Here is an 11,940-nt window from a genome sequence, read left to right on the forward strand (position 1 = left end):
CCCGCCCCGCCCTGCCCGCCCCGCGCCCGCCCTGCCCGCCCCGCGCCCGCCCTGCCCGCCCCGCGCCCGCTCTGCCCGCCCCGCACCGCCCTGCCCATTCCGCACCACCCTGCCCGCCCCCCGTTCCCGCTCTGCCCGCCCCGCGCCCGCTCTACCCTCCGCGCGCCCGCTGGGCCTATCCCCGCGCCTACCCCTGCCTGCCGCCCCGCCTGCCCGCCCCGCCTGCCCGCTTCGCTGCCGCGCCAGCCCTTCCTGCTCCGCGCCCGCCGCGCGCCGCACGGCCAGCCCGCCGGGTTTGCCAGAGCTCTGGCTCGCCGCAGTGGCCGGGGCGGGGCGGGGCGGGTATGGCGCGGCCGATCGGATTCGGCGGGGCGCGGCGAGGTTGGCGCGGCGAGGTTGGCGCGGCGAGGTTGGCGCGGCGAGGCGCGCACGGCGGGCCGTGCGGGGGTGTAGCGAGTCTGGCCGGGTGCAGCGGGTTCGGCGGCGGGCTGGCGGGCGGGGGCGCAGCAGGTCCGGCGGGGTGCAGCAGGTCCGGCGGGGTGCAGCAGGTCCGGCGGGGTGCAGCGGGGCCGGCGGCGGGGCAGCGGGCGTTGCGGGGCGCGCGGCGGGCTGGTGGTGCGGCACAGCCGGCGAGGTGCAGCGGGCGCGGCAGGGGAAGCGCGGGGCGGAGGCGGGGCGGGCGTGGTGCAGCGAGGGTGCGGTGTGGCGGGCTGGTGGGGTGCGGAGTGGGGTGTTGGGTTAGGGGGTGGGGGCGGTTACTCGGAGGTCGGCGTTCCAGTTTGTGTAGGTGTGGGTGGTTTGTTGGAAGGGTTTGTCTTCCAGGGTTTTGGTGGTTTGTTCTACGCGCATTGGCAAGTCGCCTGGGCCGACCCACACCGTTGCCGTCGCCGTGAATCCGGCCTCGTACGCCGCCATCAGTTGCGTTCGCCGGATCGGGTCGGTCGCCAGCTCCGCCTGTATGCGCAGGTCCACCAGCAGGGTGTATCGGCGCACCGCCACGCCGTCCGCCGTGTCGTCCTGGGTCTCCACCAGCAGCGAACCCCGCAACGACGCGACCACCGAACGCGGGTCCACCTCGTCGGCCAGGGTCTCGACCGATGCGCCGGACTTCAGGGGTGTCCGGTCTGCACGGTTCAGGCGGGTCCAGGTGCCGCCTGATGAGCGGGAGTAGCCGGCGTCGGCCAGGACCACTACGTCGACAGTGTCCTCGTGGAGGGTTAGCAAGCGGGCGTTTTGGGCGCGGACCAAGTCGCCGGACTGTTGGACGCGGCGGCTGGACATGGTGGTGGACGACTCGAAGCGCACGGTGCCCTGTTCGGCCGAGCGGTCGACCAAGGTGCGTACCAGGGTCACCGCGTCGGGAGCCGCTGGGCCGAGGGTTGGGGGCGGTAGCGGTGTCCTGGTCGTGCAGCCCGCCGACAGCACCAGGCACAGCAGCAACGGGACCAGGGACTTGCGCATGACTCCCCCACGAAACGGTGAACGCCTCCCATCCTTGCGCACCCGCCCCCAGCCCCGCGCGGGAACCGGGGAAGAGCACCGAACTGCGGACCTCCGAAGTTCGTCGGTTACCGTTCCGAACCATGCCCCACGTGCTCTCGGTCAACACCGGCACCCGCATGGACTTCGACGCCGCCACCCTCGACCACACCGGTATCGCCAAGCGGCCCGTCGACGGACCGGTGCACGTCCACGCGCCGGACAGTGGCAGTGGCGTGCAGGGTGACTTCGTCGCGGACACCAAGAACCACGGTGGCGAGCTCAAAGCGGTCTACGCCTACGCTCGCGAGGACCTGGACGAGTGGGCCGCCGAGCTGAACCGCGACCTCGGACCTGGGCTGTTCGGTGAGAACCTCACCACGGTCGGCATGGACCTGACGAACGCGGTCCTGGGCGAACGGTGGCGCATCGGCACCGCGTTGCTCCAGGTCACGACGCCGCGCATCCCGTGTTCGACGTTCGCCCGGGTGATGGAGCAGCAGGGCTGGGTGAAGACCTTCACCGCCAAGGCCACCCCGGGCGCGTACTTCCGCGTCCTCGAACCGGGCGTGATCGCCGCCGGGGACGAGGCGGTGCTGGTGGACCGCCCCGGCCACGGCGTCACGATCGGGCTCGCCTTCCGCGCGGTGACGCTGGAGCCCGACCTGCTCCCCCGCCTGCTCGACGCGGGTGAGCACCTCCCGGAGAACCTGAAGGGTCGGGTCGAGCGCCGGATGGCGGCCAACCCGACTTAAAAATTCACGCCAGGGCGGAGAGCTTTTCGAACTCCTCCTCGGTCAGTTCGATCGACCGGGCGGCGGTGTTCTCCTCCAGGTGCGCGATCGACGACGTGCCGGGGATCGGCAGGACGTTGGGCGCCCGTCGCAGCAGCCAGGCCAGCGCGAGCTGCGCCGGGGTGGCGCCGTGTTCCTTCGCCGCCGAGTCGAGGACGCCGCCGGGGCGGGCGATGTCGCCGCTGGCCACCGGGAACCACGGGATGAACGCGATGCCCTGCTCGGTGGTGTAGTCCAGGACGGCCTCGTGCGTCCGGTTCGCCAGGTTGTACAGGTTCTGCACGCTCGCGATCGGCGCGACCGCCTGCGCCGCCTTGATCTGGTCGACGTCGACCTCAGACAGGCCGATGTGCCGGATCTTGCCCTCGTCCTGGAGCTTGCGCAGCTCGCCGACCTGGTCCTCCAGCGGGTAGTCGGGGTCGACGCGGTGCAGCTGCAACAGGTCGATGCGCTCGACGCCCAGCCGGCGCAGGCCGGCCTCGACGGCGGCGCGCAGGTAGGTGGGCTTGCCCAGGATCGGCCACTCGCCGGGGCCGGTGCGCAGCAGGCCCACCTTGGTGGCGACGACCAACCCGTCGGCGTACGGGTGCAGCGCCTCCTTGATCAGGTCCTCGTTGACGTGCGGCCCGTAGGAGTCGGCCGTGTCGATGAAGTTGATGCCCAGTTCGACGGCCCGGCGCAGCACGGCGATCGCGTTGTCGCGGTCGGCCGGGTACCCCCAGATGCCCTCACCGGTGAGCCGCATGGCCCCGTAGCCCAGGCGGTCGACGGTCAGGTCCCCACCCAGCGAGAAAGTCTCGGACACCTCAGGTGCTCCTCTAGTCAGGTGACGTTCACCCTCGCCAACCCGACGAAGTCCGCGGGTGTTCCCCGGTTTCGCGGTCAGCGATAGGCGGAATGAATCGCGCGTTCCCCCATCCGGCGGACATCGCGAATATGCTTCACGTTCCTAGGCTCGGCGGTCGGAACGACCGAAGACGATCGAGGAGCCACCCCACCATGAAGCGTCTGCTCGCCGCAGTAACCCTGCTCCTGCCCCTGCTCGCCGGGACGGCCCACGCCGGCACGGCGACCGGCGGGACCGCCGTCGGTGTCCACAACGCTTACACCCAGCAAGCCGCCCCCTACCTGGTCGACATCCTCGACAAGCGCCCCGGCATGGTCGAGATCGACGTCTGGACCAACTTCCTCTTCAGCCGCGACTTCCAGGTCGGCCACGACCCGGGCAACGCCAACAACTGCGCCCGCGCGACCACCTACGCCGAACTGCGCACAGGCGTCCGCAACCAGAACCTCGCGGGCTGCCTGCGCAACATCCGCCTCTGGCACGACCGCCACCCCGACCACCCGCCGATCGTGCTCAAGGTCGAGTTCAAGAACGGCTTCGACGACCGGGGCGGCTACGGCCCCGACGAGTTCGACCGGATCGTGGCCGACACCCTCGGCACCGCCGCCGTCTTCGGCCCTGCCCAGCTGATCGGCGCGCACCCGACCCTGGACGCCGCCGCCCGCGCCGGGACCTGGCCGTCCCGCTCGGCCCTGACCGGCAAGTTCGTCGTCCTGGCCGAGGTCGGCACGTTCGAAGCGCAGAACCCCTTCGACAACTACGACACCGACCTGGAGTACGCGGACCGGCTGATCTCCGCGAAGAACAACGGCACCCTGGCCTCCGCGATGGCGTTCCCCGCCATCAACGGGGCATCGGCCACCGACCCGCGCGTCGGTGACCGGGGTGGGAACCGGGCGGGGTGGTTCGTGGCCTTCGACGGCAGCGCGACCGCCTACGCGAGCTACCCCGGCGACTCCTACCTGGGCGGCCACTACCTCGTGGTGATGACCGACGCCCACTCGGTGCCGCCCGCGATCGACGCCCGCACCCCGTCGGTGGCCGACGCCCAAGCCCGCGTGCGGCTGCTCGCGGGCAAGGGCGCGACCATCGTGTCCAGCGACTGGGTCGACCCGGCCGTGGTGGGCTACTCGGTGTAGATCGCCGAACCCCGGCTGATCACCGGGTCTTGGCGACCAGGGTCAGCACGTCGTACTTGGCCACCGACTCGCCCTTCTGGTTGACGAGGTCCGCGTCCCAGCGGACCTCGCCGTACTCCTGGTCCTCGCGGGGCGTGATCTGCTTCGCGGTCAGGGTCACCGTGAGCTCGTCGCCCGGGAAGGTCGGGGTCAGGAAGCGGAGGTTGTCCAGGCCGTAGTTGGCCAGCACCGGGCCGGGCTCGGGCGAGACGAACAGGCCCGCCGCGAACGACACGACCAGGTACCCGTGCGCCACCCGGCCGCCGAAGAACGGGTTCGCCGCCGCCGCTTCCTCGTCCATGTGGGCGTAGAAGGTGTCGCCGGTGAAGGACGCGAAGTGCTCGATGTCCTCCAGCGTCACCGTGCGCGGGCCGGCGGTCACCGAGTCGCCGATCTTCAGCTCCGCCAACGACTTCCGGAACGGGTGCTCGCCCTCGGTGGTCCGCTCGGAACCCGCCACCCACCGGCCGGTGACGGCGGTCAGCACGCGCGGGCTGCCCTGCACGGCCGTGCGCTGCATGTGGTGCAGCACGCCCCGCATGCCGCCCATCTCCTCGCCGCCGCCGGCTCGACCCGGGCCACCGTGCACCAGGGCGGGCAGCGGGGAGCCGTGGCCGGTGGACTCCTTGGCGTCGTCACGGTCCAGCACCAGCAGGCGCCCGTGCCACGGGGCCACGCCCAGCACGACGTCCCGCGCGAAGTCGGCGTCGTAGGTCACCACGGAACCGACGAGGCTGCCGGCGCCCCGCGCGGCCAGCTCGACGGCGTGCTCGACACCGTCGTAGGGCAGCAGGGTGGACACCGGGCCGAACGCCTCGACCTCGTGCGGCTGGGCGCGGTCGGGGTCGGCCTTGAGCAGCACCGGCGACAGGAACGCGCCGCGCTCGGCGTCGGCGTCCACCACGTCCACCTGGTCCAGCGACCCGTAGACGACGTCACCGGCCTCCAGCAGCGCCTTGAGCGACCGCCGCACCTCTTCGCGCTGCTCCAGGCCGGCCAGCGCACCCATCCGCACGGACTCGTTGGCCGGGTTGCCGATGACGACCTTGGCCAGCCGCTCCCGGGCGGCCTCGGCCACGGCGTCCACGAGACCCGAGGGCACCAGGGCGCGCCGGATCGCGGTGCACTTCTGCCCCGCCTTCACGGTCATCTCGCTGACCAACTGCTTGACGAACAGGTCGAACTCGGGCGTCCCGGGCACGGCGTCCGGCCCGAGGATCGAGCAGTTCAGGGAGTCGGCCTCGGCGTTGAACCGCACCGACGACCGGATCACGGACGGGTGCGTGCGCAGGTGCTGCGCGGTGGACGCCGAGCCGGTGAAGCCGACCAGGTCCTGCTCGGTGAGGTGGTCGAGCAGGTCGCCTGCGCTGCCGCAGACCAGCTGCACCGCGCCCTCGGGCAGCAGGCCCGAGTCCAGCATGAGCGACACCAGCTTCTCGGTGATGTACGCGGTCTGCGAGGCGGGCTTGATCAGCGACGGGACACCGGCGATGAACGCGGGCGCGAACTTCTCCAGCGGTCCCCACATGGGGAAGTTGAAGGCGTTGATCTGCACGGCCACACCCCGCAGCGGGGTCGCGATGTGCTGGCCCACGAACGTGCCGCCCCGGCTGAGCGGCTCGATGTTGCCGTCGACGAAGACCTTGTCGTTGGGCAGCTCGCGCTTGGCCTTGCTCGCGTAGCCGAACAGCACGCCGATGCCGCCGTCGACGTCGATCAGCGAGTCGGTCCTGGTCGCGCCGGAGCGGGCGGACAGGGCGTACAGCTCGTCGCGGTGCTCCCGGAGGGAGGAGGCCAGGGCCTTGAGCAGCGCCGCGCGCTGGTGGAAGGTCAGCTCGCGCAGCGCGGGGCCGCCGACGCGCCGGCCGTGGTCCAGGGCCGCCGCCATGTCGATGCCGGCGGACGAGATGCGGGTGATCTCCTCGCCGGTCACGGCGTCGTGCAGCGGCGCCCCCTCGGCGGACGGCGTGTGCCAGCGACCGGACACGTAGCTGCGGAGCATGGCCATCGGGTGTCGACCTCCTCGTCGGTGCCGGTGGGTGTCCCGGCCTAGCGACAGTAAAGCGCCCACACTTTCATCGTGACTTGATTAAAGGCGATGCAGTAACTTCGGGCCACGCCGCCGCACCGAAAGGCCGCCTTGTTCACAGGAGGATCAGTGTCGATGAGGACACGAGTGCTGGTCAGCGCGGTCGCGCTGGCCCTCGGAGGGCTCGCCGCGCCCCCGGCGCAGGCCGCGGACCCGGCGCCGCTCGCGGTGACGTTCGCCGACGAGTTCAACGGCCCGGCGGGCACCCGCGTGGACGCCGGCAAGTGGAACACCGAGGTCGGCGACAACGGCGGCAACAACCGCGAGCACCAGTACTACACGACCTCGGCGTCCAACGCGGCGCTCGACGGCGCGGGCAACCTGGTCATCACCGCCCGCAAGGAGAACCCGGCCAACTACAACTGCTGGTACGGCCGCTGCCTCTACACCTCCGCCCGGATCAACACCTCCGCCAAGTTCACCACCACCTACGGCCGGGTCGAGGCGCGCATGAAGATGCCGCGCGGCAAGGGGATCTGGCCCGCGTTCTGGATGCTGGGCCAGGACATCGGCTCCGTGGGGTGGCCCAACAGCGGCGAGATCGACATCATGGAGTTCCTGGGGCACCAGCAGAACACCGTGTACGGCACGATCCACGGCCCGGGGTACTCCGGCGCGGGCGGCATCGGCATGGCCTACAACGGGCCGAACTTCGCGGACGGGTTCCACACCTTCGCCATCGACTGGACGCCGCAGGGCATCGCGTGGTCCGTGGACGGGTACGTGTACCAGCGCCGCACCCCCGCCGACCTGGGCGGCAAGCAGTGGGTGTTCAACAAGCCGTTCTTCATCATCCTGAACCTGGCGGTCGGCGGCGAGTGGCCCGGCTACCCGGACGCGTCCACGGTGTTCCCGCAGCAGTTCGTGATCGACTACGTGCGTGTGTCCACTTCGGACTCCTCGGGCGGCGGCCGGATCACCGGTGTCGGCGGGAAGTGCGTGGACGTGGCGGGCGCGAACACCGCCAACGGCACACCGGTCCAGCTGTGGGACTGCAACGGCACGGCGGCGCAGCAGTGGTCGCGCCCCGGTGACGGCACGATCCGCGCCCTGGGCAAGTGCCTGGACGCGGCGTCGGGCGGCACGGCGGACGGCACGCTGGTGCAGTTGTGGGACTGCAACGGGACCGGCGCGCAGAAGTGGGCCGTGAGCGGGGCCAACGACATCGTGAACATCCAGGCCGACAAGTGCCTGGACGCGCAGAACGCCTCCTCCGCCAACGGCACCCGGTTGCAGCTGTGGACCTGCACCGGTGGCGCCAACCAGAAGTGGACCGTTGCGGCATGATCGGTGGATGCATGAACTGATCCGCGCCGAGGCTGCCACCGCCGAACGGAACCGCGTCGTGACCCCGCAGGTCATGACGGCGCTGGTCGAGGCGGGTGCGACGCGCATGCTCGCGCCCGCCTCGCTCGGCGGCGGGGAGTTGGACCTCCCGTCGTGGCTGGTGGCGGTGGAGGACCTGGCCCGCGCCGACGGGTCCACCGGGTGGACGGCCATGACGACCAGCGCGACCTCGGCGTTGGCCTGGTACCTGCCGCCCGATGGCGCGGCTGAGGTGTTCGGGTCGCCCACGTCCGTGGTCGCCGGGACCGCCGCGCCGATGGGCCGGGCGGAGGCCGTGGAGGGTGGTTACCGGGTCACCGGGCGGTGGGGTTGGGGTAGTGCGGTGCCGTTGTGCACGTGGGTGGCCGGCGGCGCCGTGACACCGGACGGGCCGCGGTTCGTGCTGTTCCCCCGCTCCGCCGTGACCGTGCACGACACGTGGGACGCGGCCGGGTTGCGGGCGACGGCGTCACACGAGTGGGAGGTGTCCGGCGAGGTCGTGCCGTCGAGGCGGGCGGTGTGGCCGGCCGCCTCCGAGGTGGACGCGCCCCTGGCCCGGTTCCCGTTCATCGCCTTCCTGGCGCTGGGCGTGGCCGCGGTCGGGTTGGGCATCGCCGCGCGGGCGGTCGAGGAGGCGGCGGCGGTGGCGGTGGTGAAGACGCCGCAGTACACGTCGTCGGTGCTGGCGTCGCAGGCCTCCGCGCAGATCGACCTGGCGACCGCCGAGGCCCGGCTGTCGGCCGCGCGGGCCTTCCTGCACGCCGAGACGGCCGCGCGGTGGGCGGCGGCCGTCGCCGGTGACCCGGTGCTCGACCTCGACCGGGCCCGGCTGCGGCTGGCCTGCTCGCACGCCGCCGCGGAGGCCGCTTCCGTGACCAGGTTGGCGTTCGACCTGGGCGGCGGCAGCGGGGTGTTCGTCGACTCGCCTTTGCAGCGGTGCTTGCGGGACGCCCATGTGGCGGCGCAGCACGGGCTGGTGTCGCGGCGGTTGTTCGAGACCTACGGGGCCGTCCGGCTGGGCGTGGCGACCGACACCTCACGGCTGTGACCGGAATCCGGGTCTCGGCACCGGTGTTGTTCTTGGTGTGAAGCTTTCGGTGTTGGACAGGTCGCGCACCCGGACCGGTGTCGGTCACGCCGAGGCGCTGCGGGAGACCGTCGAGTTCGCGCGGTCCGTGGAGGCGTTGGGGTACCACCGGTTCTGGGTGTCCGAGCACCACGGGGTGCCCGGGGTGGCCGGTTCGGCGCCGACCGTGCTGGCGGCGGCCGTGGCCGGGGCGACGTCGCGGATCCGGGTCGGGACCGGCGGGGTGATGCTGCCCAACCACCGGCCGTTGGTGGTGGCCGAGCAGTTCGGGGTGTTGAACGCGTTGTTCCCGGGCCGGATCGACATGGGCCTGGGCCGGTCGATCGGGTTCACGGAACCGGTGCGGCGGGCGCTGGGCCAGTCCGACTCGGCAGACTTCGACGCGCAGTTGGAGGAGTTGCTGTCGTACTTCGCCGACACCGCTCGGGTTCGGGCGTATCCGGCGGTCGGCCAGCAGGTCCCAGCGTTCGTGCTGGCCACCGGTGCCGGTGCCACGGTCGCGGCGACCCACGGTCTGCCCCTGGTGATGGGCGCTTTCCGCGGTGAGGAGGCGATGCTGAAGGCCATCTCGACGTACCGCTCGACGTTCCGGCCTTCGGCGTGGTCGGCCGAGCCTTACGTCGTGGTGTCGACCGCCGTGGCCGTCGCCGACACCACGGAGGACGCCTGGCGCTTGTTGGTCCCCGAGGCGTGGTCGATGGCGTACTCGCGCACCCGCGGCGAGTTCCCCGCCTTGCAATCCCCGGAGGAGGTCCTGGCGACGGCGATGCGGCCACGGGAGCGGCAATACTTCGAGGAATCCCTGCGGGGGCAGCTGTACGGGACGCCGACCGAGGTCCGGAAGGCCGTGGAGGACCTGCGGGTGCGGACCGGGGCGGACGAACTCCTGGTCACCACGAGCACGTTCGACCGAACCGCCCTGCTGGACTCCTACCGCCACCTCGCCGAGCTGTTCCCGGCAACGGGCTGAGTGGGTGATCCGTCCGACCACCCCTCCGCACCCGTCGTCAGTGGTCCCGCTGCTGCTCCGCCAGGAAGCGCTCGAACTCCGCGCCCAGCTCGTCCGCGCTCGGCAGCGGCTCGTCCTCGGCCACCAGCAGGTTCTCCGACGCCTCCGTGAACGCGTCGTACTGGCGCTCCAACGCCGCCACCACCTGCGCGACCTCTTCGGACTCCGCCACCTGCCGGGCGATCTCGGCCTCGGTCCGCCGCGCGGACTCGTGGAGCTGGGCCGCCTGGATCACCAAGCCGGTGGACTTGGTCACGGCCTCCAGCAGGTTCAGCGCCGCGGTCGGGTAGGTGCCCTGCGCCAGGTAGTGCGGGACGTACGCCGCGAAGCCCATCGCGTCGTGGCCGGACTCGCCCAGCCGCAGCTCCAGCAGGGCCGCGAGGTTGCCCGGCACCTGGACCCGGCTGAACGGCGACTTCTCCGTGATCAGGTCGGGCCGGGTGGCGTGGGAGATGACCGCGAGCTTGCGGGTGTGCGGCACGCCCATCGGGATGCCGTGGAAGCTCACCGCCAGGCGCACGCCCCACCGGTCGATCAGCGCCCGCACCGCCGCGATGACGGCCTCCCACCGGCGGTCCGGCTCGGGGCCGGTCAGCAGCAGGAACGGGGTGCCGACGGCGTCGTGCAGCAGGTGCACGAGCAGCTCCGGCTTGGCGTAGGTCTCCCAGCGGTCGGTGTCGAAGGTCATGACCGGGCGCCTGGCCCGGTAGTCGATGAGGTCGTCTACGTCGAAGCGGGCGACCACGCGGTGCTCGTGCACCGACAGCAGGTGCTCGACCAGCGCCGTGCCCGCGCCGCCGGCGTCCATGAAGCCGTCGAAGTGGTGCAGCAGCACCGCTCCGCTCAGGTCCGGGACGTCGGAGTCGACCTCGAACAGCTCCTCCGGGTCCTGCGCCACCTCGTGCCTCCCTCACTCGGGTCCTACTCCACCGTCCAACGTCCGGCGACCCCTGATCCATTCCCCGATCCCGTCGAGCATCCGCGCGAGCCCGAATTCGAACAGCGTCCGTAGCTCCATGTCGACCTCGCCGGCCAGCACCCGGGCGAACATCGGGAACCGGCCCGACGCCGCCAGCGCCGCCAGCGCCGCGGCCTGCCCGTCCATCCACTCGTCCTCGGTGATGCCGGTGTGCTGGCGCTGCTCGGCCTCGTGTTCGAGGTTCACCGCGATGCCGCGCACGAACCCGAACAGCGTCACGGCCGTCTGGAGCGCCTCCTCGACCGTCAGGCCGTGGCCGTCCAGCGCCTGCATGATCCGCTCGGTGTGGGCGACGGCATTGGGCAGCGCGGTCGGCCGGGTCATGGAGATCGCGCCGGCAAGCCACGGGTGGCGGCTGAACATGTCCCACTGGAGCCGCGCCACGGCCTCCACCCGGTCCCGCCAGCCGCCGGCCTGCTCGGGCAGCGGCGACGCGGCGAACGCGCTGTCGATCATGCGCAGAACCAGCTCGTCCTTGCCGGGCACGTGCCGGTAGAGCGACATCGCGGCCACGCCGAGCTGCCCGGCGACCCGGCGCATGGACAGCGCGGCCAGCCCTTCGGCATCGGCGATGGCCAAGGCCGCACGCACGACCCCCTCGGCCGTGAGGTCGTCCTTCACCACTGGCGGCACCAGCGGCATCGAAGAAGAAGGCGACGGCGACACCACGGTGCCGACACCGGCCACGGCGTGCACCAAGCCTTCCTCACGCAAGGCGGCGAGCACCTTGGTAGCCGTCGCCATCGCCACACCCCACCGGGCAGTGATCTCCCGCGTGGACGGCACCCGGTCACCGGGGCGCAGCTCGCCCCGCGCGATCCGCTGCTTGATCTCGCCCGCGATCCGTTCGTAGACCATGACCACCTCCCGCACTAGTGCACCACTCTAGTGCACTAGTGCACCAAGCGGTCACTGGTCGTGGGCGGTGAGGGATCAGGCGACGCGTCGTCGATCTTGACGTGCGGTCGGGACCCGGCACCGCCGGCCGCAGATGAGCCCGACCCACCACTCGACCGCCGCGTGCTTTCCCGCCGAAGGCGCACCTTTCCACCGAAAGCACGCTTTTCCGCCAAAGGCACGCCGCTTTTCGCCGAAGGCGTTACGCCCGAAGGGCGGGGAGCTCTTGCGTTCCGCCAAGCGGCAGCGACCACG

The 11,940-nt window shown here is 71.8% G+C and carries 10 protein-coding genes; 5 read left to right on the plus strand and 5 right to left on the minus strand.

Annotation, left to right across the window (positions count from 1 at the left end; genetic code table 11):
- Positions 1–738: 738 nt before the first annotated feature.
- Positions 739–1,461 carry a hypothetical protein gene (locus WBN91_RS36960; RefSeq protein ID WP_337728341.1) on the minus strand — a complete coding sequence of 241 codons (723 nt, stop codon included), beginning with the start codon at positions 1,459–1,461 and terminating at the stop codon, positions 739–741.
- Positions 1,462–1,583: 122 nt separating this feature from the next.
- Here WBN91_RS36960 and WBN91_RS36965 point away from each other — a divergent pair, with 122 nt between their 5' ends.
- The gene (locus WBN91_RS36965) at positions 1,584–2,234 is read left to right on the plus strand and encodes an MOSC domain-containing protein (RefSeq protein ID WP_337728342.1); all 651 of its coding nucleotides are present in this window, start codon (positions 1,584–1,586) and stop codon (positions 2,232–2,234) included.
- 4 nt (positions 2,235–2,238) lie between these two features.
- Here the strand turns inward: WBN91_RS36965 and WBN91_RS36970 are convergent, their stop codons facing one another.
- Positions 2,239–3,078, minus strand: coding sequence for an aldo/keto reductase (locus WBN91_RS36970; RefSeq protein WP_337728343.1), 840 nt, complete (start codon positions 3,076–3,078; stop codon positions 2,239–2,241).
- A 194-nt stretch (positions 3,079–3,272) separates the two neighbouring features.
- Here WBN91_RS36970 and WBN91_RS36975 point away from each other — a divergent pair, with 194 nt between their 5' ends.
- Positions 3,273–4,259 carry a Ca2+-dependent phosphoinositide-specific phospholipase C gene (locus tag WBN91_RS36975; RefSeq protein ID WP_337728344.1) on the plus strand — a complete coding sequence of 329 codons (987 nt, stop codon included), beginning with the start codon at positions 3,273–3,275 and terminating at the stop codon, positions 4,257–4,259.
- Positions 4,260–4,278: 19 nt separating this feature from the next.
- Here the strand turns inward: WBN91_RS36975 and paaZ are convergent, their stop codons facing one another.
- Positions 4,279–6,306 carry a phenylacetic acid degradation bifunctional protein PaaZ gene (paaZ, locus tag WBN91_RS36980; RefSeq protein ID WP_337728345.1) on the minus strand — a complete coding sequence of 676 codons (2,028 nt, stop codon included), beginning with the start codon at positions 6,304–6,306 and terminating at the stop codon, positions 4,279–4,281.
- Between the two features lie 156 nt (positions 6,307–6,462).
- On the opposite strand from paaZ, the gene WBN91_RS36985 reads away from it, so the two are divergent.
- Genes WBN91_RS36985 through WBN91_RS36995 form a run of 3 tightly spaced genes read left to right on the plus strand, consistent with a single transcriptional unit; the run spans position 6,463 to position 9,770 of the window.
- Positions 6,463–7,674, plus strand: coding sequence for a family 16 glycosylhydrolase (locus WBN91_RS36985; RefSeq protein WP_337728346.1), 1,212 nt, complete (start codon positions 6,463–6,465; stop codon positions 7,672–7,674).
- Between the two features lie 7 nt (positions 7,675–7,681).
- Positions 7,682–8,761, plus strand: a complete 1,080-nt coding sequence (locus WBN91_RS36990) for an acyl-CoA dehydrogenase family protein (protein ID WP_337728347.1) — start codon at positions 7,682–7,684, stop codon at positions 8,759–8,761.
- Positions 8,762–8,798: 37 nt separating this feature from the next.
- On the plus strand, positions 8,799–9,770 hold the full coding sequence (locus tag WBN91_RS36995; protein WP_337728348.1) for an LLM class flavin-dependent oxidoreductase: 972 nt from the start codon (positions 8,799–8,801) through the stop codon (positions 9,768–9,770).
- Between the two features lie 37 nt (positions 9,771–9,807).
- Here the strand turns inward: WBN91_RS36995 and WBN91_RS37000 are convergent, their stop codons facing one another.
- Positions 9,808–10,707, minus strand: a complete 900-nt coding sequence (locus WBN91_RS37000) for a proteasome assembly chaperone family protein (protein WP_337728349.1) — start codon at positions 10,705–10,707, stop codon at positions 9,808–9,810.
- 12 nt (positions 10,708–10,719) lie between these two features.
- Positions 10,720–11,646 (minus strand): TetR/AcrR family transcriptional regulator C-terminal domain-containing protein, encoded by a 927-nt coding sequence (locus WBN91_RS37005; RefSeq protein ID WP_337728350.1) that lies wholly within the window; start codon positions 11,644–11,646, stop codon positions 10,720–10,722.
- Between the last annotated feature and the right edge of the window lie 294 nt (positions 11,647–11,940).

Origin of the sequence: Saccharothrix sp. CCNWYY140 (assembly GCF_037401995.1) — a bacterium.
In the GTDB taxonomy this organism is placed as follows: Bacteria; Actinomycetota; Actinomycetes; order Mycobacteriales; family Pseudonocardiaceae; genus Actinosynnema.